This is a genomic window from Bradyrhizobium sp. 4, assembly GCF_023100905.1.
Lineage (GTDB): Bacteria > Pseudomonadota > Alphaproteobacteria > Rhizobiales > Xanthobacteraceae > Bradyrhizobium.
The window spans coordinates 472,378-492,624 of record NZ_CP064686.1 but is presented as its reverse complement, the minus strand read 5'-3'; the positions used below and the strand labels follow the sequence as shown (position 1 = coordinate 492,624).

Here is a 20,247-nt window from a genome sequence, read left to right as displayed (position 1 = left end):
CGAAATTCTTACTGGGTGGACCGGATGGTGGCGAGCAGATCCTTGCCGAACCGCTTCTCGAATTCCTGATCGAGCGGCTTGACCGCGTCGACGAAGGGTTGGCGATCGAATTTCTCGATCACGTCCATGCCGCCGCTGCGCACCTGCTCGAGCGACGCGGCATCGAGCTTCGCCTGCCATGTCGCCTCCGCTCCCGCCTTTGCCTGCGCGATCAACGTTGCCTGGTCGGCCGGAGTGAGCTGCTCGAACATGGCCCGGTTGGCGATGAACACGACCGGCGCGAAGAAGTGGCCGGTCAATGTGAGGTACTTCTGGACTTCATAGAGACGGGAGCCGGCAATGGTCGGCACCGGATTTTCCTGCCCATCGAGCCGGCCGTCCTTGAGCGCGGTATAGACCAGCGGAAATTCCATCGGGACCACTTCGGCACCGAGCGCCTTGAACGTCATCTGATAGATCGGGTTCGGGATGACACGAATCTTCAAACCCTTGATATCGTCGGGGCTACGAACGGGCCGTTTGGAATTCGTGACGTTGCGGAAGCCCTGTCGGCCAATCGCCAGCAGGGTCAGCCCCTTATCGCCGAATTTGGCGGCGATTGCCGCGCCGGCCGGACCTTGCGCCACGGCCTTGGCGTGAGCCGTATCGCGAAACAGGAAGGGAATGTCGAACACGCCGAGTTCGGGGACGACCGCACTGACCACCGAACCCGACAGCACCGCCATATCGACGGCGCCGGACTGCGTCGCTGCGAGAATGGCGTTCTCGCTCCCGAGCGCATTGGTGGCGCGCTGGTCGATCACGATGTGCTTGCCGGACAATGCCACCAGCTTCTGGCGAAACTCATCCGCCCCGATCTGCTGCGGGCTTCCGAGCTGGGAATTGAACGCCAGAGAGACCAGCCGAGGTGAAGCGGCAACCGGATGCAGGACCAGCAGCGTTGCCGCCGCGACGATCGATCCGGCCTTCCAAAACCCCAGAACTTCTCTGTGCATTCGACACCATGGCGTGACAATTGTCGTAACCATAATGGCCGGGAATGATTGAACTCTTAAGGATGACCCCGCGGAATTACGGGGATTCGAATCGGTCCCGCGGACAAGATTTGGGGATGATGCACGATGCAGATCGTATGGGGCTGCCGCAGAGCGGCGCGCTCATGCCTTGCCGCCGCTCCAATTCGCCGCGCGCTTTTCGGCGAACGACGCCAGCCCTTCCGCGGCTTCCGCACTCTGTCGCTTGACCGAATGCAGGTGCACGAGCCGCTTGTAAGCGGCATCGTCGACTGCCATTCCGCCGAACGAGCTCTCCAGCGCCAGCCGCTTGGTCTCGGCCATCGCTTCAGGTCCGTTGGCAAGCAACTGCTCGACCACCTTGGCGCCGGCGGCCTCGAGATCGGCGAGCGGCACGACCTCGTGGACGAGGCCGATGCGGCGGGCGTCCTCGGCGCCGAAACGTTCACCTGTTAGCGCATAGCGGCGGACTTGCCGTACGCCGATGGCATCGCAGAGCTGCGGGATGATGATGGCCGCGGTCAGGCCCCAGCGCACTTCGGTGATCGAGAACAGGGCGTTGTCGGCCGCGATCCCGACGTCGCAGGCTGCGATCACGCCGGTGCCGCCGCCGAAGCAGCCGCCCTGCACTAGCGCAACCGTCGGGATCGGCAGCGTGTTGAGCCGCTGCACGGCCTCGAACGTCGCTCGCGACGCCGCCTCGTTCGCCTCAGTCGATTGCGGCCGGACGCCGTTGATCCATTTGAGGTCGGCGCCGGCCTGGAAATGCTTGCCATTACCGCGGAGCACGACGACGCGAAGGTTGGGCTTGCTGCCGAGATCGTCCATGGCCGCGAGCACGCCCGCGATCAATGCGCCGTCATAGGCGTTGTTGACCTCCGGCCGGTTCAACGTGACGGTCGCAACCCCACGCGCGTCCAGGGTCCACAGGACGGGGCTGTCGGTCATTGGTGTTCCTCCGCTCGTTTGTTTGGCGCGCACTATGACCGAGGCTCCGCACCTTGATCCATATCTTTCGAGCGTAGGGCAGCCGCGTCCATCGCATGGCGGCTTGTGTCATGCTGCCGCGGGGCGGCATCAAGGGATCAGGGACGGACATTACATGCGCATCTGCATTTTCGGCGCGGGCGCCGTCGGCAGCCATCTCGCGGTCAGGCTGGCCCGCGCCGGCCACGAGGTCTCGTGCGTGATGCGCGGCGCCCACCTGGAGGCGGTCCGGGCCAACGGCCTCAAGCTGCGCGTCGGCGATTCCGAGGTCTCCGCCAAGGTGAACGCCTCCGGCGATCCGGCCCAGCTCGGCCCCCAGGACGTCGTGATCAGCACCTTGAAGGCAACCGCGCTGACCGGGCTGGTCTCCAGTCTCAAGCCGCTGCTGCAGGACGACACCGCCATCGTGTTCGCGCAGAACGGCATTCCCTGGTGGTACGGGATCGGCCTGCCGCCACGACACCCGACTCCGCCCGACATCTCGTTCCTCGACCCGGGCGGGCGCTTGCGCGCCTGCATTCCGAAGGAGCGGATCGTCGGCGGCGTGGTCTTCTCCTCGAACGAGGTGATCGCGCCCGGTGTGGTGCAGAACCTGACGCCGGACCGCAACCGCCTGCTGATCGGCGAATGCGACGATCGCAATTGCGAGCGCATCACGACGCTGCGCGGTGTCTTCACAGACGCGAGGCTGGAATCGCCGCCGGTCGCCGAGATCCGCGAGGCGATCTGGTCAAAGCTGCTGACCAACATGTCGTTGTCGGTGCTGTGCCTGCTCACCGGCCAGACCGCGCGCGGCGTGCGCGACGATCCTGCGTTCGCCGAGGTTATCCCGCGGATGCTGAACGAGGCCAACGAGATCGCCCAGCACTTCATCCCCGAGGTCAAGCGCGTATCACGCAGCGGCCCCGCCCCCAATCACAAGCCGTCGCTGCTGCAGGATTACGAGCTCGGCCGCGCCATGGAGATCGACGTCCTGGTGAAGGCGCCCCAAGCCTTCGCGCGCACCGCCGGCCTGTCCACGCCAACGCTCGACCTGATCGCCGCCCTCGCGATCCAGAAAGCGCGCGACAAAGGGCTTTATTCGTCGTGAGATTTCAGGCGAGCTTGTCGATCCAGACCACCAGCGCATCAAGCACCTCCGCAAGCGCCTCCTCATTGCTGCGGCCGGACCTTTTGAGCACCGCGAAGGAGTGATCGCCGCCTTCGACCTCGTGCAGCGTCGCTTTCGGGGCAAGAGCGGCGATGACGGGCTTGAGGAGGCCGAGATCGGCGAGCCCGTCGCGGGTGCCTTGCAGGAACAGCATCGGGATCTCGACACGGGCCAGGTGCTCGGCGCGCTCCGTCGACGGCTTCTTGTCGGCGTGCAGGGGAAAGCCGAGGAAGGCGAGCCCTTTGACATCAGGCAGCGGCGTCTTGGACTGCGCCTGCGATGTCATGCGCCCGCCGAAGGATTTTCCGCCCGCGACGAGCTTCACACCTGGGCAGAGCCGCGCGGCTTCCTCGACTGCCGCGCGGATCGTGGCATGGGCGACCGCCGGCTGGTCGGGACGGCCCAGCTTGTTCTCCATGTAGGGAAAATTGAAGCGGAAAGTCGCGATGCCGCGAGCAGCGAGCCCCTCCGCAATCTTGTCCATCGATGCGTGCCGCATCCCTGCACCGGCACCATGCGCCAGCACGTAGCAGCCGCGCGCCTTGTCCGGCTGCATCAGGATCGCGGAGACCGTGCCGATGCGCGCGATGTCGAGCTTGAGCTCTTTGGTTTTGGCAGCCACAATCAACCATTCCGACAGACGCTACTCCGGCCGCCTTGGTAGCGTCACCGGCGCAGCCTGAAAACACAATAATTGCTGCTGCCGACTGGCCTACCAAGCCGGAACACTGCATCAACCGAGGTTTCCATGTCCTACCGCTCCTCCTGGATGACCGAAGAGCTCGTAATCTTCCGCGACCAGTTCCGGAAATACCTTGCCAAGGATCTGGCCCCGCATGCCGAAAAATGGCGCGAGCAGAAGATGGTCGACCGCTTTGCCTGGCGCGGGCTCGGCGAGATGGGCGCGCTGCTGGCGAGCGTGCCGGAGGAATATGGCGGCCTCGGCGCGACCTTCGCCTATGACGCCGCCGTGCTCGACGACCTCGAAAGCACGGTACCGGAGCTGACGACCGGCGTCTCCGTGCACAGCGCCATCGTCGCCCACTACATCCTCAATTACGGCTCCGAGGAGCAGAAGAAGCGTTGGCTGCCGAAGATGGCCTCGGGCGAGATGGTCGGCGCCATCGCCATGACCGAGCCCGGCACCGGCTCGGATTTGCAGGCCGTCAAGACCACCGCCAGGAAGCAGGGCAATTCCTACGTCATCAACGGACAGAAGACTTTCATCACCAACGGCCAGGCCGCCGATCTCGTCATCGTGGTCGCGCGCACCGGCGATGTCGGCGCCAAGGGCATTTCGCTGATCGTGGTCGAAACCTCAGGCGCGGATGGATACAAGCGCGGGCGCAACCTCGACAAGATCGGCCTGCATGCCTCCGACACGTCCGAGCTGTTCTTCGACAACGTCGCGGTCCCGCCAGACAATTTGCTCGGCGGCGAGGAAGGCCAGGGCTTCGTGCAGCTGATGCAGCAATTGCCGCAGGAGCGCCTCGCGCTCGCCGTCGGCGCGGTCGCCGCGACGGAGCGCGCGATAAAACTCACCGTCGACTACACCAAGGAACGCAAGGCGTTCGGCAAGCCGCTGATGGATTTCCAGAACACCGCCTTCAAGCTCGCCGAGCGGAAGACCGAAGCGATGATCGCGCGCGTCTTCGTCGACTGGTGCATCGAGCGGCTGGTCGCCAAGGACCTCGACACCGTCACGGCGTCGATGGCGAAATATTGGTGCTCGGAGAAGCAGGTCGAGACCGCCGACGAATGCCTCCAGCTGTTCGGCGGTTACGGCTACATGCAGGAATATCCGATCTCGCGCATCTTCATCGATTCCCGCATCCAGAAGATCTATGGCGGCACGAACGAGATCATGAAGCTGTTGATCGCGAGGTCGTTGTGAGCGGGTCGTGAGCGGCCCGCCGCTCAATTCGGATGCCACCAGCGGCCGCCGATCACGACGCCTTCGGAGACGATCTTGCGGTCACCGATCAGGTGCTCGCCGACGACGTCCTCATAGTCGAACTGGCCTTGCTTGATCGAGATCAGCGTGGCGTCGCCGACGCTGCCCGGCTTGAGGCTGCCGAGTTCGGGCCGCCGCAGCGCCATCGCGGCGTTGACGGTCGAGGTTGCGATGACGTCGGACAGCGGCATGCCCATGCACAGGAATTTCGACAGGGTCGTCACCTGGTCGAAGGCCGGGCCGTCGATGCAGAGCTGATGAATGTCGGACGAGATGGTGTCCGGATAGAAGCCGTTGGCGAGCATGGCACGTGCGGTCTTGAACGCGAACGAGCCCTTGCCGTGGCCGATGTCGAACAGCACGCCGCGCTCTCGGGCGTCGAGCACCGCCCGCTTCACTGTGCCCTGCGCGGTCGCGGGCGTGTTGGGGAAGGGCCGGAACGCGTGGGTGAGCACGTCGCCGGGGCGCAGGCGCGCCAGCACCTCCTCGTAGCTCGGCGGCGGATGATCGATATGCGCCATCAGCGGCATGCCGACCTCGTTCGCAACCTCGAGCGCGATGTCGAGCGGCACGACGCCCGACGTGCCCGAGGAGTGCAAACCGACGCGCACCTTGATGCCGACGATGAGGTCGCGGTTGGCGTCGGCCACCTTGGCTGCCTCGATCGGATTCATCAGCCGCAGCTCCTCGCTCTCGCCGACCATGATCCGGTGCGAGAAGCCGAAAATACCGGCATGCGAGACGTGCAGATAAGCGAGAATGCGAACCTGGCTCGGCTCGATCACGTGCTTGCGGAAGCCCGCGAAATTGCCGGGTCCCGCGCTACCGGTGTCGACCGCGGTGGTGACGCCGGAGAGACGGCAGAATTCCTCGGCATCGATGCCGAGAGAAGTGCCGCCCCAATAGACATGGGTGTGGAGATCGATCAGCCCCGGCGTCACGATGAACTGCGAGACGTCGCGCACGTCAGTGCCCGGATCGGCCTTGAGCCCGGTGCCGATCGCAGCGACCTTGCCGCCGGAAAAGGCGACATCGGTCACGGCATCGAGCTTCTGGGACGGGTCGACCACACGGCCGCCGCGCAGGATCAAGTCGAAAGGCATTCTCGTCTCCGGATGGGGCAGTGAGGCGGGCCGGCAGTCAGTCCGGGCCAGGAAGGACGCTTCGCGCTTCTAGCAATTTTTGCGCCGACAAGCGTGGCAAGCGCGACGATTGCTCACTGAAAAACTGGCGATCCCGGCATGACTCGAACATGCGACCTACGGTTTAGGAAACAGTAATCCCGCTTTGTCAATAGCACCAGACTGTGCTACATACCCACCGTAAGCCACTGAGTTTATAGAGTTTAGCGACCTCAAGGATAAACATAGCAAACCGCTGTACCAGACGATTTTTGGTGGCTAGCCAATGGCTAAAATCAGTTTCAGCGACACGAAGCTGCGGTCAATTGAGCCTCCGGGGAAAGGGCAGATTTCGGTGTGGGACAAGTCCCTCCCCGGCTTCGGTCTGCGCATATCCCAGGGCGGCTCCAAGACCTTTGTGGTCAATCGGCACAACACCCTCCTGACCATCGGCCGGTTTGGGGTCCTGACGCTCTCGGAAGCCCGCACAGAGGCTAAGAGGCTCATGGCCGAGTTCACCCTCGGGAAAGTACGCCCACAGTCGATCACCTTCGCAGCCGCCAAAGAGCTGTTTCTCGCAGAGAAGAAGAAGACCCGTCGTGAGCGCACCCACCACAACCTCAAACAGCGGCTCGACCTCCATTTCAAATTTCCAGGGCAGCTTGCGGATTTCACGCATCCCGAATTGGTCCGGAAGCTCGGGAAGATCAAATCCACTTCAGAGCATGATCACGCGCTCTCTGTAGCCAAGACCTTTTTCACATGGTGTCAGAACCGCCGCTACATCGAAGACAATCCCTGTCGTGGCGTGTCCCCACATGGCCATAAGTCACGCGCTCGCACACTTTCCGATTCCGAGTTAAAATCGATATGGCAGGCTTGTGAGCAGCGTTCTGTGGAATTCGATGAAGCCCGAAACCTTCCAGGTGATGGTGGAGAGTTTGGCAAAGACACTTCCGGCCGGAGTGCACTTGCACACAGAACATTGCCCGCAAGCTACTGCAAGATCGTGCAGCTCCTCATCCTTACCGGACAGAGGAAAACGGAGATCGCATCACTTCAAACTTCATGGATAAATTCAACACCGACACTGTCCTCTATTCCGCTATCGTCGGTGCATTCCTCTCCGGCCTTATCCTCGGCGCAAAATTCTTCTGACCTATGGACAATCACACTACCAGCGAGCGTGACGAAGAACGGGCGGGAGCACACTTTGCCGCTTGGTCCGACATGTGGGGAATTGTTAAAGACGCATATCACGTCTGGCACATGTCACGACACTGGCATTCTCTTTCCGGCGAGACACAGGAGCTCGTCTTTCGCGGGTTGGAGCAAAGCAAAAACTGCTCTCGATAAAGTCACAGGTTTAACTAATTGGACTTTACACGACGTCAGACGCACCTACCGCACCATCCACGGCAAGATCGGGACGCCCCCACATATCGCAGAGCGGTTGGTCAACCACGTCAGCTCCCGCACGGAAGTTGACCGCATCTACGACAGACACATTTACCTAAATGAAATGGCTCTCGCCCAAGCAAATTACGAATCCTACCTTTTGCAGCATGTGATACCTTAGCCCGTCAGCTGACATTCCCAGCTGTCTGCGCAGGCAGCTCCTTCAAAGGAGATGACTGTGTTGACAGGCAAAGAAGTTGCTAACTTTCGTGCACTCAAGGAACTCGGTATTCCCTATGCACGTGTCCATGTTTGGCGATTAATGCGCGCGGGCAAATTTCCTCAATGCTTTAAGCTAGGGGAGTTCCGCAATTCACCGCCAGTATGGTGGCTGCACGAGATTGTCGAGTGGCTTGAAGCGAAGGCAAAGGCTGGCCGCTCCGTGTAGGGGCGGGCGAGGGTAGCTCCCTCGCCTCATTGGAGGTCACACCATGGACCTACTGCGCACATTACTCGCCTTCTTAGGTCTCATCGTCGGATTCGTCGGCATAATGATCATCACCATGCCCTGGTGGTACAACACGACGGCTGCGACTGGATGGGTCGTTCTGGCAGTCGGCGTTATCATGTGGGTACAAGCCATTCCGGTAATGCGCGCCTCTGAGAGAGCAGAGCGGAAACAGCATTACCTCGAACAAATACGGAAGAGGAAATAGTGTTCATCTCAAGCGAGAGATGTCTCGCCTGCGGCTCTCGTCGCCGTCCGACTGATCTTGATACAAGTGCCTATCCTGACGCCAATCTTGCTGCAGACGGTACATTCATGGGTTTGCCGTCCTGGTTTTGCTCAATCGATTGCTACAAAAAGACAGTAGGAAAATATATCAAAGATCGTCGCTATGATTTCGATAAAACACATCTAGACGATGAAGCGTACAAAGCAGCCGTTGAGGACGCATACGCTGAACTCATGACGGAAATGAGCGGCGGCCTGCTATCAACCTTATTCAATAAGAAACTTCGCATGTCGGAGTCAGAATTCATCCAATCTAAGGTGGGGCATATCAAGGATCAATTTTATAAAATTCAGAGCACTGAAATCTTCCTCGCTGAAGTGGAGCTGAATGAACATCTGTACGCCGAGTGGCAACACAAACTTAAAGAAGATGAGGAGGAGCGCGAAGAGAGAAAAGAGAAGTTAGTCGAGCGCATAGAAAAGGCGGAAGAGAAGCAGCGCCTCGCACAGGAGAAGGAAGACGAAAAGCAACGCAAACTCGATGAGGAAAGAGAAGTTAAAGAGGCTGAGGAAGAGAGGTGGCGGGCGAAGCCATTTAAATTATGAGCATTGATTTAGATACACGCTGTGCTTCTCAATGGGTTGTGGGACAGCCCGGAGTCGGGAAGACCAATTTACTTTTGCATATGCTCGAATCCGACCTCGAGAGAGACGCCTGCACTATATGCATGGATGCAAAGGGAGAACTCACAGCAGCCGTGAGGGAATTGCACATAGAAGGTTTGCGGATTATCGATCCCAGAAATCCCGTAGCCATCAACCCTCTCGATGTCGGAGAGGATGCGATAGACCAACTTCTCTTCTTGTTCACAGCCATAGCGGAAAACGCAAAGGTAACACCAAAACAAGAAGCCTTTTTGCGCCCTCTCCTCCGAGCGATGGTCACGGGTTTCCCCGACCCAACCCTTGCCACACTACAAACTGTCATCAACGACAAACGTCCATTCCAGTCGCACATTCAACAACTACCGCCCGATCTTAGAAATTTCTTTGATGTGGAGTGGGGCGACTATGATGCGACGCGTTCGGAATTGACATGGCGGCTTCGTCTTCTCCTTGATAATCGACTCATACGAGCACTTTTCAGTGCGCCCAAAACACGCTTCAAGATGCCTTTAGAGATGAACCGCCGAGGCCCCATAGTGATAGATAATTCTATCGCCCTTGTAGGGAAGTTGGGCTCTGCTTTCATGGGAAAGTATTTTCTATCTGCCATATGGGAAGGTGCGATGGCACGATTTCTCCATCCCAGGCGAGAGAAAAAGCTTGTATTTGTCTACCTCGATGAAGCGGACACGGTGATCGATCACACGATAGCGGACATCATCGATAAATGCAGGGCAGCTCGTATATGTTTGATCTTGGCCATACAGAGGAAAGGACAGATCAAAGACCCCAATGTACTTTCCGCTCTTGAGGACTGCGCTATAAAAATGGTCAACGTGGGGGCCGAGGCATCCTATTTCAGTAAGCTACTCCACATCCCCGAAGAACGTCTTTGCCCTCAACCTCTCGGTCATCTACCCCGTGGCCAATTTGCAATCCATGTGAGGGGCAAAGGTTCTGAAATTGTGACAGTCCCGCGAGCTAAGCTTCCCTTCCGCAATATGACGGAAGCAGAAACGAAAGCGCATCAGCAGAGGATGATTGATCTGTACGGGTACGAAACGCCTGTAAAAGTTACAACGCAAACAGCCCCCGAGAGGGCTGTGAGCGTTTCTCCTTCGCGCGAAGGCAAGGCCGGAGCCAAGATATCATCCGCAGGTATTTCTCCTGAAGTTGATAGGCCCATTGTATCAGATGATCTCCCCGCGCCAGCAGTGTGGAAAAGAGATTAATTTTTGTACAGGTGCGATTCAACATAGCGCTCCACCGTAGGATATACTTGTACGTAGATCACCTTAGTTGCCGCCTAGACCGTTTTATCAACGGGTCTTAATTCATGCTGTATGAATTCACGCTGGACAACTAACGTAGTCAAACGCAACGGCAAGGCCGTCACGGTACGCGCTGATGCCGATGGCAATATTGAAATCCTAAAAATCTTAGCCCGCTATCCAATCCTCACGGTTTTGGATATTGCCGCGCTTACTCTCAAGAACCGTTCAGCTCACGCGGTCAATGAGCGCATTAGGTTCCTCAAGCGCGAACCGCACAAGCTCGTACAGGTCCACCGCTCGCAATCCGATGAGAGCCGATTACATCGCTCTACGAGGCTCGCCTATCACCTCACGCGCAAAGGTGTGGCCTTTCTTCAAGACAAGGATGTTCACGTCGAGTACCGCGAGCCCTCAATTCATTTCATCCATACTCTCACAGAGAATCAAGTCGCCGCCTCATTTGAGATTGGCGCGCGAAATCGCTTTATCTCATTCAACGACATTCTCGATAGCTCAAGTACTCCGCAACGCATTAGAGAGACACGCGATCATTCGATACCGGTCAAGTTCTCTTATCGTGGGAAAGACTACGATAGGGTCATACCGGACGCGCTGCCGTTTGCTATCTCTTATCCCAACAACACGTATCGCTTTTACTGCCTGGAAGTCGATCTGGGCACCGAGCAGTTACGTTGGTCGACCTCTGATCGTCAGACCATCGAACGAAAATTCTTGTCGTATCTCAATGTCCTAGATCAGCGCATTTACAACACTCATTTCGGCTTTCCAAATCTAACAATCCTCTTCACGACCCCAAATCACACTCGCTTGGAGAGCATGATGAATATCTTGCCCACACTCAGTACGAAGTACCTCAATCACTTCGCTTTCAAGGATTTTCCAACGATCATGGGCAACACACCGCAGCCCACTGATCGCGGCTGGGCCTTCAATCAGCCGTGGCTCCAATGTGGTGGCAAGACTGTGAACCTCAGAGGATGAAATGGACAGAGTAGCGCGAATTACAGAACTGAAAGCAGAGCTGAAATTGCTGACTGAAGCGATTAAGGCGGAGTCGGCAGCCCTGAAGACCCCACGCAAACCAAAAGAAAATAAGGAGAAGGCATGAGCTACGCCTTCCTCTGCAAATCTTGCAAAAGCTTTTGGCTCATATACGCGCTGAAAGCCATTCCACACCCTGAGAAGCAGCGGTGTCCCTTTTGTGGAAAGACCATCAGACAGGAGACGATGCAATGAGATACATCTTCCACTGCAAGCGTTGTGACGCGCGATGGGAAATGGAAACTAAGCCGCCCATCATCCCGATCCTCCCGAAGCTGATGCGCATCCATGTGAAATGCCTGTGCGGGAAGAAAGTGACGCCCTACGATTGCGACTAAAGGAAAAGCCCCGCGAAAATGCGGGGCTAAGTTTTTGGCAACTACCTTGAAGCGATGAAGCTCTCAGCTCTCTGGAGCACGAGCACTGCGTTGGCAAGGTCTCCGTGACCCAAGCCGTCAGTGTTCTTCCACTCTTCTCCGTCTTTGTAACTGCGCTGAAGGGTGACGGAGAAGAAGTCGCTCGCATTCTTCCACACGGCGGCCGTGACATTCCCGACTCGAAACTTCGCAACTGGTTTCTCACTCATTTCCACTCTCCTCTGGTTGCAGCAACGCACGATTAATATATGTCTTTGTGGTTGTGTGCGCAAGAAGTGCAGCATGTGCGTGTATGTGTTACAGTGTACACACAGCGTTGCCAGCAGGAGGAATGAATGACTTTCACAGATTTTGCCGCCTTGAAAGAGAAGGTGAAGATCGAGGATGTCTGCAACCTCTATGACCTCAAGCAGAAGTGGAAGGGAAATCAGGGACGCGGCCCGTGCCCTGCTTGCCCGAAGGGAGATGATCGCGTCCTCGCAGTGAATACGCAAAAAGCGTCCTTCTACTGCTTCTCGGCGCGAACGGGTGGCGACCTCATTGCCATGATCGCCCACACGCAAGGCATCTCACAGCGGGATGCTGCCGCCGAGATCGCGAAAAAGGTCGGCCTCGACAGTTCCCCCACAACTCCAAAGTCGCCCCCCGAGAAAAAGGAGGACGATCTCTATCTCGAAACCCTCAAGGACATGATCGAAGACCTTGAACAGCGCGTGAGTGCGCTTGAAGAGGCCAAAGTCGTGAAGCTGAGGGCAACATGAAAATCATAAAGGGAAGGATCGAGATGGATGAGTCAGCATATCAACTCATCAACGGAAAGCCCCGCCTGACATACGCTTGTGGCTTCTGTCAGAGTAATGCCTTTCAGGTTGTCGATGGGCATATCGTCTGCTGGACGTCCGACAGCGAGAAGATAGTGTGCTGCTCCGAGTTCTGCGCTCGGTCGTACGTGCATGACCCTGACCCACCCCGCTTCATCGACGAATCGTGGCTGTACGAATAGGAGGATGCAATGACCTTGATGCTACACGCGGGCGCCAAACCCGCTACGTACGACGATCTACGTGGAATTCACACACCGGAAGGTACGAGCACTCATCTGCCTGTACCCCATCATGAACTTGTCGAATTGGTCCGGTTCACCCTCGGCTTCTACCAACATGAGATCGCTGAGGAGCATCACGCCATCTCTGAAGATGGCTCACGATACTTCGGCCTTCTCTCGCTCAGGAGTCCGTACGGAGATTACTGTGATTCCTTGGGTCTAAGAAATTCTCACGACCGCAGTTTTTCTCTAGGAATTTGCCATGGCTCGCGCGTCTTTGTCTGCGACAATCTTGCCTTCATGGGAGACCACGTCGTCAAACGCAAGCACACGGCCATGGCGAAGAAGGAATTGCCAGGTCTCATAACCGAGATCATCCGGCCCCTTCAGGACCAGCGCATCGCTCAAAATCAAAAGCTGCTCAACTATCAGCAGATGCCACTGACCGACATGCAGGCAGATCACGCGATACTTCAACTCTACAGAAAAGACGTGATCGGGGTACAAGCCGTCGGACAGGTCTTAAACCAATGGGAAATGCCCGAGCACAACTGGGGAGACAAGACAGCCTGGAGACTGTTCAACGCAGCTACCTACGCCCTCGCCGGCAAAGTGTCAGAAAAGCCAGATCTCACCAGGCGGCTGCATGAAGTGATCGATGGCACATGCCAGGTTCTAAACTAAGCTCTTTCTGTTCTTTATACACAGGCCGCATCTACATGGTGCGGCTTTTTCTTTGGTACAATGGATGGAATGACCGCCAAAAAGCGGAAGGCAATAAGTAGGAAGGAGCAGACAAAAACGCTCATCTGGTCAATGAAAAAGGCCGATGAGGAGTTTTCTAAATTCATACGAGCGCGAGACAAAACGTGCCGTCGATGTGGGACTGACAAAAATCTTACATGCTCTCACTTCTGGTCCCGACAACATAAAGGCACTCGGTACGATCCTGAGAACTGCGATGCGGTATGTTGGATGCCCTGCCACAAATATCATTGGGAAAAGGAGAAGCAAGGAGACTACAGAGATTTCATGCTCAAGAAACTCGGCAAGGCGAAATACGCCGCGATGCAGAAGCGTGCTCAGGGGACGTATCCACTCACTCAAGCTATAATCGACTGTATGAAGCTTGTTGCCGTATGAAACACCTATACTTCAAGTGGCCATTCAGAATCTTGACCGAGCGAGATGAGGGATACGCCATCGACGCAATCTGCTATTTTCAGAAGATGCCGTGGCTTATGAACTCGCGCACCCTCAACGAAGAAGAGCGAGCTGAAAAAGGATATGCAGTCGAGGCGGTCGTGGTGACATACAAGTGTCGGTTCTTCATCGATCTCTGGCTCGTCACGCTGTATTTTCAGTGGGAACAGAAATCCATGACGTATTACTGGAACAAGATAATGGCTGACTTCGCTGTATGACAGAAATCCACTCTCACATTTCTTATGGCTACAGAGTTCGCGCTAAAATTGCACCCCACATGTCACCACCCCTAGTGTGGAAGTGGTTTTTCGGCATTCCTTACTTGGATTATCTTTGGCCGCTATGACCCTCACTATCCCCATGTGTGGCTGGTGGTCGCTGCCAATCGTGCTGTAGAATTACAGTATTAAAAGGCTAATCTCCTTACCCAATGTTACGAGTAAAATCGTTTGCGATTACTGACGACGAAGGAATTAACAAGCTTCTAGACACCAATAGAATTGGAAAGGGTATCGGTATCCTCGTTTCCAATGGAAACATCTGTATTGGCTATGAGGATGGGCAACCAGAGACCAAAGAGCAGCGAATTGCCGCAATAGGCGAGCAGAAGAACACCATGCAGAACGAGCTCGACATCATCGAGCACTCTCAGTCTGTACTCGACCTCCTTATCGCGGACTGCCAGGACCGTGTGAATGTCGCGCAGGCCAACGTCAACACGCTCGAAAAGAGCGAAACGTACGTAAAGGCAGACGACAAAAAAGCTGCAGCTGACAAGCTCGCTGAAGCTCAGGGTGCTTACGATCAACTCGACAATCAGCGCCGGATGAACGCAGCCGAGATAACGCGTACCAACATCAACCTTGCAAAGTTCGACGAGCAGATCGCGAAGTTGAGCTGATATGGCAAAACGGGGTCCGAAAGGGAAATTGACGCCCGAGGTTCGTAAGAAATTAGAGGAAGCTGCTGCGCTCGATTGCACCATCGAAGAAATGTGCTTTTACGCAGGGATTACAAAGCCCACCTATTACGAGTGGACAAAAGCCGATCCTGAATTATCTGCCCGTTTGGAGGAGCTACGCAATAACCCTGTTTTGAAAGCTCGTGAGACCATCGTGAGGGGTTTGAAGAGCGGGGATAAGTCACTTGCCACTTGGTATCTCGAAAGAAAGCGTAAGAAGGAGTTTGCAGAGAGGAGAGAGGTGACAGGAGAGGACGGTAAACCACTATTTGATGCCGACACAAAAGCAAAAGCAGATGCCGCCATCAGCGGTTATCTCGGAAATACTGGACAGGGGAATTAAGAGCGAGATCAGGGCTCTCTTCGCCTTTAACAGCACCAATACCGAAGAAGAGGTATTGCTTAAATTCAACCTATGGGGACGCTGGTTTCATACCAAGTTCTACAAGACCGCAGACGCTCCATTCCACGTCAAGATCGACCGATACAACTACGCTGTCTACTCAGGTAAGAAGATCCGATTTGCAGACCAGGTGTGGGCGCTCATTAAGTTCTTCGTAGACATTGCCTTTCGTGGTGCCGCCAAGACAACGCGCACAAAGCTATTCGTCGCCTTTGCAATATCAAACGATACAGATCACACACGCCGATACTTCAAGGTGTTGAGCGCCGATTACGACAATGCCAAGCAAATCGTGACTGACGTATACAACATGCTCATTGCCGCGCGCGTTCAACATTACTACCCAGAGATTTTCCAGAAGACGATCGAGAAGCGCCAAGAGACGATGGCAACCTTTACAACAGCCACCGGCGTCAAGATGGACTCGGACTCTGTTGGCACCGACCAACGCGGTGACGTTCAGGAAGAGACACGGCCCGATTTCATATGGTTTGATGACTTTGAGACGCGAAAAACACTGCGATCTGCAGTCACTACGATGGCGATTTGGGCGAATATGGATGAGGCGAAACAAGGTCTGTCGAAGGATGGTGGCGCGATTTACAACTGCAACTATCTCTCAGAGCGCGGCAATGTACACAAGCTCGTACTCACGGACGGCGGTGATACTAAGGTGCTGATAACCCCCATCAAAGGAACAATTGTCAACGGAGTGCATGAAGACGGACCACCTACATGGCCAGCTTCTTACACGCCCGAAGATGTTGAGACCAAGATACGAAATGCCGACGATCCTGCTGGCGATTATCTATGTATGCCATCGGCTGGCCATGACATCATGTTCGACCGTGAGAAGATCAATGGCCAACCCGTCAGAACACCAAAACGAACAATCGCTGAATTTAAGATCTTTCATGAATACGATGCCTCACACCGATATGGCTCAGGGCATGACGTAGCCGGTGGCGTGGGCCTGGACAGCTCTACCTCTGTGTTCATTGATTTCTCCACGACACCAAGCAGGGTAGTCGCCACTTTCAAAAGCAATACGATTAAGCCCACTACATTTGGAGACGAAATCCGGAGTGAGGCTGACCGTTTTGGAGCGTGCCTCGTCGCCATTGAAAACAATAAATACGATAGCTGTATAGAGCGATTGAGGCAGCTCAAGTACGAGAGCATCTACTTCCAAGAGCTTCCAGGCACCCGCGTTGGAACCCCACCACGCGTCAGGACGCTGGGCTGGAATACCAATGCGGACACGAAGCCCAAGATGATTTTTGCCCTCAAGAAGGCTGTAGAGGATGGGCACCTCGAACTCTCAGACGTTGACCTCATCGCGGAGCTCAAGAGCTACTCGCGAGATGACCTTTTAGACAAAGATGACGATCCTAGAGAGACGACGCGCCACTTCGACCTACTTATCGCCTGTGCCATCGCTTACCAGATGAAAGATTGGGCAGAGGTGAAAAAGGAGGAGAGCGGATACACGCAACCAGCATATGAGTCACCAACACTATCCTAAAAAGCAGACCATCAGGCCTATTGAGCGGTGGCGAAAGAACCGCTGGCAGTTTTGGAATGAGGCGAACGCAGTCATTGAGTACTGCGGACAAAAGGTCTGCTGGAAGACCCGAGGTGAAGCGGAAGATAAGAAGCTCATACAAGAAGCGAAAGCCATGATTCCTCTGCGCATTTATCTGTGTGACCGCTGCTCATACTTTCACCTCACCAAAAAAGTATGAGACGCGACGACATGTTTCGGTGTCAGCACTGCAAGGGGTTATTCCCCGACAAGGACTGCACACGTGATCTTGTGACTGGCGTATATATCTGTCCCAATAACTGCACGCCGATCTTCCACCAGCCACCATATGAATTGCCAACCATCAACGATTAAGCGCCGTTGTCAGCGCTGTGAAGAGCTCTACGACATCCCCAATGTCCGCAAGTCGCCTATTCGTGAGAAGCAGCTACTGTGCTTCCCTTGTCCGCATTGTCTCTACTCTCCATGCGATTCAGGACAGTCAGGACGCTGTAAGGTGTGCTCTATTCCGTTCACGATCGTGGACCATCATGCCAGAGGTATGTGCAACCGAGATTACATGCGATCACTTCGAACGCCACAAAACAGGGCGTAGTTTGTACACTTCAGAGAATGTCTACTGACGCCTCCACCGATACAGAAAAATCAGCACAAGATTCTTCTGAATACCTCGATAGCCGTTGGAAGAATTTGAGCGGTAAGCAGCTCGCGGACGAAGCGGTCACTGTCGCAACCCGCCAGCTCATGGCCTCGACTGATTTCAAGAAGCCACGCCTCGCAACCCTCGCAAAGTACTGGCAGCTCTACGATGGCAAGGTGCAGAAGAAACTGCGCCAGCTTTTCAATGTGCCTATCCCTGTATTTCCCGGCATGATCGACACGCTTAATGCACAATACGACACGCCTATTCGCTTGAAATTTAAGGAAGGCGATGCTGCAGACTATTTCAAGGTCCAGAAGATCAACGGTGCGTTTCAAATGGAGGTGATGAACACCGCACAGAACAGTAAATGGGATAGCAAGCTCAGAATGGCTAGAAAGCACGCTATTATGAACGGCATCGCCATTCCAAAGCTGACTGCGGAGAGCGATCCTGAGTACAAATCAGAGCTCGAAATCGTCAATCTAAAGAACTATCACTTCCAACCGCGCGGCGGACTCTACAACGAGAATCATCTCTTCAATGGCGAAGAGGATATCGAGAAAACAAGGTCGGAACTCGTATCAGGTGCCCGCTCAGGTTCGTACGACCAGCAACAAGTAAAGGAATTATTGCGCCTCTCTGCCGATAGTGACTACCTACCTGATGGACGCTCGGATATGAGCGAAAAGCTTTCACGCTTCAAACCACTTGGCCTCAACCCCGACAACACCACCTACGTAGGCGAGAGCGTGTTTAAGCTTGCCTCATGGATTTTGAATATCGATGGCACCCGCTATTACTTGTGTTGGCACCCATGGACCAAGATATGGCTCAGATTTGAACCGTGGAAGGACATGTGCAGCTCCGAGCTCTATCCCTGGAATCCCTACACCACACACGAGGATGACGAGAACCTTCTTTCGAAGTCATACGGTGACGACGCCTATGCTGCGTGTGATGCAATCGTCGCCATGTTCAACCAGGAGCTCACCAACCGCGAAAAGCGCAACTTCGGCACGCGCTACTACGACAAGGACATGTTCAAGGACGTCCGCAAGCTCGACGAAGCTCAGTATCGACCTGATGCTCTCGTCCCTGCTGACACTATGGGCGGCACCAAGCGCATTTCAGAGGGTATCTTTGAATTTAAGTCAGGTGAATTGAACGGAACGGTCAATCTCATCGACTGGACTGTCAGTACCCTCGGTAGAAACAACGGAGCAAACGACATGGCGCAAGGGAGCGTCACTGACGTGTCTAAAAAGGCCTCAGTAGCCTTTGCAGAGCAAAAATCGGTATCAAAGCGCCTCTCGTGGGGTGCACAGCCCTTCCAGGACATGATGGCGGGCTTGGGCAAGCGCTATATCTACGGCCTCAAAGACCACATGCCTTCCAAAATGGCTATCCGCATGATGGGCGAGCGAGGATGGGAGTGGGAGCAGATCACACGCCTCGATCTCGATACGACCAAGGACGTCGACGTCCTCATTGAATCGACTGACAAGCAGCAGGAAGAGAGTGACATGAACATGGAAAAACGCAAGAACGCTCTTGAGGCGATCGGTGCCGATCCTATTCTCTCCCCCATCATCAACGCCAAATGGCGCGCAAGCGAGCTTCTCAGTGCTGTGGGTGGGTACGAGGATGCAGAGATCGCGGAAGCGACCGACACCAAGAGCAATAACGACAAGAAGTCCCTCGCTAAAGCATCCGAGGCTATTCAGCTCATCCTACAGGGTAAGCAGCCCGTGCAGTGGTTCGGTGCCACCCCTGCTTTCATGCAGAAGATCGTCGATTTCGCCTCTGACAATAGGGCTACTCTAGGCGAGAAGTTTGACCAGCTCCTTGAGTACGCCAGCTCGCACGAGCAGATTGCCATGCAGAACATCGAGCGTAAGGCTATGGAAGATGCGCGTGCCATGCAGATGCAGCAGGGTATAGCACCAGGGGCAGCTCCCGCTGCACCCGGCGCAGCACCAAGCAAGGCACAGAATCCCGGTGTCCCTCCAGGTGTGTCACACGCCATGAACATCGCCCAGCTCGCCGCATGAGATACGTCATTACCAAGGAAGTAGACGCGGAGAGCATCACTGAAGCTATTCAAAACGAGCGTAAGGGCAAGATTGTCAATATCGCAGCGCAGAACGCCGATACACCAACGGAGTTCGGCTACAAAGCATGAGCACAGACATCGACAAATTGAGAGAGATATTCCTCACCGAAGTAGATGAGGACATTCGCGCTGATAATGAGGAGAAAATCAAGGAATGGCAGACCGCACTTGTCCACAACGAGGCTCTTGCATCCTGGAAAGAGCATGACATCACCAAGCAGATCATCGCGCGCGCCAGAGACAGCTATAAGCAGACAGCAATGATGCTGTGGAAGCGTCGATCCATGACAGAAGTGCAGCGTCAATCAGCCTGGGCGGAACAAGACGCCATGCTGTGGCTCATTCAGCTCGCAGCAGACGATCCGAAAAGAGAGATCGAGAAGATCAATATGGAAATAACTGCAGCAATCAACGCCACAAGTGCGTAGCCATTTTGCATACTTACGATACTTACCAGTTATTCCAAAATCATGACTAAACCCAAGAAAGTAAAAGACGCGGAGCCAGAAGGACGCACAGGCGTTCCGGAGAAGGCTGAAGTCACATCTGTCACTGTGTCGTGGCGCGGCAACGAGCGCACCTACTCGAAAGA

The 20,247-nt window shown here is 55.5% G+C and carries 23 protein-coding genes and 1 tRNA gene; 18 read left to right on the top strand and 6 right to left on the bottom strand.

Annotated elements, in window-relative coordinates; genetic code table 11:
• Positions 1–8 precede the first annotated feature (8 nt).
• Together IVB45_RS02365 and IVB45_RS02360 are read right to left on the bottom strand one after the other, a co-directional pair.
• Positions 9–995 (bottom strand): TRAP transporter substrate-binding protein, encoded by a 987-nt coding sequence (locus IVB45_RS02365; protein WP_247363019.1) that lies wholly within the window; start codon positions 993–995, stop codon positions 9–11.
• Between the two features lie 162 nt (positions 996–1,157).
• Positions 1,158–1,961 (bottom strand): enoyl-CoA hydratase-related protein, encoded by an 804-nt coding sequence (locus tag IVB45_RS02360; RefSeq protein WP_247363020.1) that lies wholly within the window; start codon positions 1,959–1,961, stop codon positions 1,158–1,160.
• A gap of 154 nt (positions 1,962–2,115) precedes the next feature.
• Here IVB45_RS02360 and IVB45_RS02355 point away from each other — a divergent pair, with 154 nt between their 5' ends.
• Positions 2,116–3,090, top strand: a complete 975-nt coding sequence (locus IVB45_RS02355) for a ketopantoate reductase family protein (protein WP_027569978.1) — start codon at positions 2,116–2,118, stop codon at positions 3,088–3,090.
• A gap of 4 nt (positions 3,091–3,094) precedes the next feature.
• Here IVB45_RS02355 and IVB45_RS02350 read toward each other — a convergent pair whose 3' ends face one another.
• Positions 3,095–3,772 (bottom strand): alpha/beta family hydrolase, encoded by a 678-nt coding sequence (locus tag IVB45_RS02350; protein ID WP_247363021.1) that lies wholly within the window; start codon positions 3,770–3,772, stop codon positions 3,095–3,097.
• A gap of 126 nt (positions 3,773–3,898) precedes the next feature.
• Between IVB45_RS02350 and IVB45_RS02345 the strand changes: the two genes are divergently transcribed.
• Positions 3,899–5,044 (top strand): acyl-CoA dehydrogenase family protein, encoded by a 1,146-nt coding sequence (locus tag IVB45_RS02345; RefSeq protein ID WP_247363022.1) that lies wholly within the window; start codon positions 3,899–3,901, stop codon positions 5,042–5,044.
• A 23-nt stretch (positions 5,045–5,067) separates the two neighbouring features.
• Here IVB45_RS02345 and IVB45_RS02340 read toward each other — a convergent pair whose 3' ends face one another.
• Positions 5,068–6,207, bottom strand: a complete 1,140-nt coding sequence (locus IVB45_RS02340; protein ID WP_247363023.1) for an amidohydrolase/deacetylase family metallohydrolase — start codon at positions 6,205–6,207, stop codon at positions 5,068–5,070.
• A 125-nt stretch (positions 6,208–6,332) separates the two neighbouring features.
• Positions 6,333–6,417: transfer RNA gene (locus tag IVB45_RS02335), tRNA-OTHER, on the bottom strand.
• Between the two features lie 94 nt (positions 6,418–6,511).
• Here IVB45_RS02335 and IVB45_RS02330 point away from each other — a divergent pair.
• From IVB45_RS02330 to IVB45_RS38850, 7 genes are all read left to right on the top strand, one after another.
• Positions 6,512–7,804, top strand: coding sequence for an integrase family protein (locus IVB45_RS02330; RefSeq protein WP_247807587.1), 1,293 nt, complete (start codon positions 6,512–6,514; stop codon positions 7,802–7,804).
• A 60-nt stretch (positions 7,805–7,864) separates the two neighbouring features.
• On the top strand, positions 7,865–8,071 hold the full coding sequence (locus IVB45_RS02325) for an AlpA family phage regulatory protein (protein WP_247807586.1): 207 nt from the start codon (positions 7,865–7,867) through the stop codon (positions 8,069–8,071).
• A 43-nt stretch (positions 8,072–8,114) separates the two neighbouring features.
• On the top strand, positions 8,115–8,339 hold the full coding sequence (locus IVB45_RS02320; RefSeq protein WP_247807585.1) for a hypothetical protein: 225 nt from the start codon (positions 8,115–8,117) through the stop codon (positions 8,337–8,339).
• Complete coding sequence (locus IVB45_RS02315; protein WP_247807584.1) at positions 8,339–8,965, top strand: hypothetical protein; 627 nt, start codon at positions 8,339–8,341, stop codon at positions 8,963–8,965. The genes IVB45_RS02320 and IVB45_RS02315 overlap by 1 nt, the downstream gene beginning before the upstream one ends.
• Entirely contained in the window at positions 8,962–10,257 is a 1,296-nt protein-coding gene (locus IVB45_RS02310; protein ID WP_346016170.1) for a DUF87 domain-containing protein, read from the top strand. The genes IVB45_RS02315 and IVB45_RS02310 overlap by 4 nt, the downstream gene beginning before the upstream one ends.
• 111 nt (positions 10,258–10,368) lie before the next feature.
• Positions 10,369–11,301: a replication-relaxation family protein gene (locus IVB45_RS02305; RefSeq protein ID WP_247807582.1), complete on the top strand. Its 933-nt coding sequence runs from the start codon at positions 10,369–10,371 to the stop codon at positions 11,299–11,301.
• A gap of 1 nt (position 11,302) precedes the next feature.
• Entirely contained in the window at positions 11,303–11,428 is a 126-nt protein-coding gene (locus IVB45_RS38850; protein WP_256469499.1) for a hypothetical protein, read from the top strand.
• A gap of 312 nt (positions 11,429–11,740) precedes the next feature.
• Here IVB45_RS38850 and IVB45_RS02300 read toward each other — a convergent pair whose 3' ends face one another.
• Entirely contained in the window at positions 11,741–11,947 is a 207-nt protein-coding gene (locus IVB45_RS02300) for a hypothetical protein (RefSeq protein WP_247807581.1), read from the bottom strand.
• 126 nt (positions 11,948–12,073) lie between these two features.
• Here IVB45_RS02300 and IVB45_RS02295 point away from each other — a divergent pair, with 126 nt between their 5' ends.
• From IVB45_RS02295 to IVB45_RS02260, 9 genes are all read left to right on the top strand, one after another.
• Positions 12,074–12,499, top strand: coding sequence for a CHC2 zinc finger domain-containing protein (locus IVB45_RS02295; RefSeq protein ID WP_247807580.1), 426 nt, complete (start codon positions 12,074–12,076; stop codon positions 12,497–12,499).
• 251 nt (positions 12,500–12,750) lie between these two features.
• Positions 12,751–13,467: a DUF932 domain-containing protein gene (locus tag IVB45_RS02290; RefSeq protein WP_247807579.1), complete on the top strand. Its 717-nt coding sequence runs from the start codon at positions 12,751–12,753 to the stop codon at positions 13,465–13,467.
• Positions 13,468–13,958: 491 nt separating this feature from the next.
• Positions 13,959–14,207, top strand: a complete 249-nt coding sequence (locus tag IVB45_RS02285) for a hypothetical protein (RefSeq protein ID WP_247807578.1) — start codon at positions 13,959–13,961, stop codon at positions 14,205–14,207.
• 398 nt (positions 14,208–14,605) lie between these two features.
• Positions 14,606–14,890, top strand: a complete 285-nt coding sequence (locus tag IVB45_RS02280; protein WP_247807577.1) for a hypothetical protein — start codon at positions 14,606–14,608, stop codon at positions 14,888–14,890.
• A 1-nt stretch (position 14,891) separates the two neighbouring features.
• Positions 14,892–15,293, top strand: coding sequence for a Cro/CI family transcriptional regulator (locus tag IVB45_RS02275; RefSeq protein WP_247807576.1), 402 nt, complete (start codon positions 14,892–14,894; stop codon positions 15,291–15,293).
• Positions 15,223–16,878, top strand: coding sequence for a hypothetical protein (locus tag IVB45_RS02270; protein WP_247807575.1), 1,656 nt, complete (start codon positions 15,223–15,225; stop codon positions 16,876–16,878). Before IVB45_RS02275 ends, IVB45_RS02270 begins: the two co-directional genes overlap by 71 nt.
• A gap of 633 nt (positions 16,879–17,511) precedes the next feature.
• Positions 17,512–19,593: a hypothetical protein gene (locus IVB45_RS02265; protein ID WP_247807574.1), complete on the top strand. Its 2,082-nt coding sequence runs from the start codon at positions 17,512–17,514 to the stop codon at positions 19,591–19,593.
• Positions 19,590–19,724 carry a hypothetical protein gene (locus IVB45_RS38845; protein ID WP_256469498.1) on the top strand — a complete coding sequence of 45 codons (135 nt, stop codon included), beginning with the start codon at positions 19,590–19,592 and terminating at the stop codon, positions 19,722–19,724. Before IVB45_RS02265 ends, IVB45_RS38845 begins: the two co-directional genes overlap by 4 nt.
• Positions 19,721–20,083, top strand: coding sequence for a hypothetical protein (locus IVB45_RS02260; RefSeq protein ID WP_247807573.1), 363 nt, complete (start codon positions 19,721–19,723; stop codon positions 20,081–20,083). Before IVB45_RS38845 ends, IVB45_RS02260 begins: the two co-directional genes overlap by 4 nt.
• Positions 20,084–20,247: the final 164 nt, after the last annotated feature.

Coding starts and splice junctions, on each gene's coding strand:
- IVB45_RS02310 (WP_346016170.1), top strand. CDS start 8,962: ATGAGCATTGATTTAGATACACGCTGTGCTTCTCAATGGGTTGTGGGA.
- IVB45_RS02305 (WP_247807582.1), top strand. CDS start 10,369: ATGAATTCACGCTGGACAACTAACGTAGTCAAACGCAACGGCAAGGCC.
- IVB45_RS02365 (WP_247363019.1), bottom strand. CDS start 995: ATGCACAGAGAAGTTCTGGGGTTTTGGAAGGCCGGATCGATCGTCGCG.
- IVB45_RS02345 (WP_247363022.1), top strand. CDS start 3,899: ATGTCCTACCGCTCCTCCTGGATGACCGAAGAGCTCGTAATCTTCCGC.
- IVB45_RS02280 (WP_247807577.1), top strand. CDS start 14,606: ATGCAGAACGAGCTCGACATCATCGAGCACTCTCAGTCTGTACTCGAC.
- IVB45_RS02360 (WP_247363020.1), bottom strand. CDS start 1,961: ATGACCGACAGCCCCGTCCTGTGGACCCTGGACGCGCGTGGGGTTGCG.
- IVB45_RS02355 (WP_027569978.1), top strand. CDS start 2,116: ATGCGCATCTGCATTTTCGGCGCGGGCGCCGTCGGCAGCCATCTCGCG.
- IVB45_RS02300 (WP_247807581.1), bottom strand. CDS start 11,947: ATGAGTGAGAAACCAGTTGCGAAGTTTCGAGTCGGGAATGTCACGGCC.
- IVB45_RS38850 (WP_256469499.1), top strand. CDS start 11,303: ATGGACAGAGTAGCGCGAATTACAGAACTGAAAGCAGAGCTGAAATTG.
- IVB45_RS02320 (WP_247807585.1), top strand. CDS start 8,115: ATGGACCTACTGCGCACATTACTCGCCTTCTTAGGTCTCATCGTCGGA.
- IVB45_RS02260 (WP_247807573.1), top strand. CDS start 19,721: ATGAGCACAGACATCGACAAATTGAGAGAGATATTCCTCACCGAAGTA.
- IVB45_RS02265 (WP_247807574.1), top strand. CDS start 17,512: ATGTCTACTGACGCCTCCACCGATACAGAAAAATCAGCACAAGATTCT.
- IVB45_RS38845 (WP_256469498.1), top strand. CDS start 19,590: ATGAGATACGTCATTACCAAGGAAGTAGACGCGGAGAGCATCACTGAA.
- IVB45_RS02295 (WP_247807580.1), top strand. CDS start 12,074: ATGACTTTCACAGATTTTGCCGCCTTGAAAGAGAAGGTGAAGATCGAG.
- IVB45_RS02275 (WP_247807576.1), top strand. CDS start 14,892: ATGGCAAAACGGGGTCCGAAAGGGAAATTGACGCCCGAGGTTCGTAAG.
- IVB45_RS02290 (WP_247807579.1), top strand. CDS start 12,751: ATGACCTTGATGCTACACGCGGGCGCCAAACCCGCTACGTACGACGAT.
- IVB45_RS02270 (WP_247807575.1), top strand. CDS start 15,223: ATGCCGACACAAAAGCAAAAGCAGATGCCGCCATCAGCGGTTATCTCG.
- IVB45_RS02340 (WP_247363023.1), bottom strand. CDS start 6,207: ATGCCTTTCGACTTGATCCTGCGCGGCGGCCGTGTGGTCGACCCGTCC.
- IVB45_RS02330 (WP_247807587.1), top strand. CDS start 6,512: ATGGCTAAAATCAGTTTCAGCGACACGAAGCTGCGGTCAATTGAGCCT.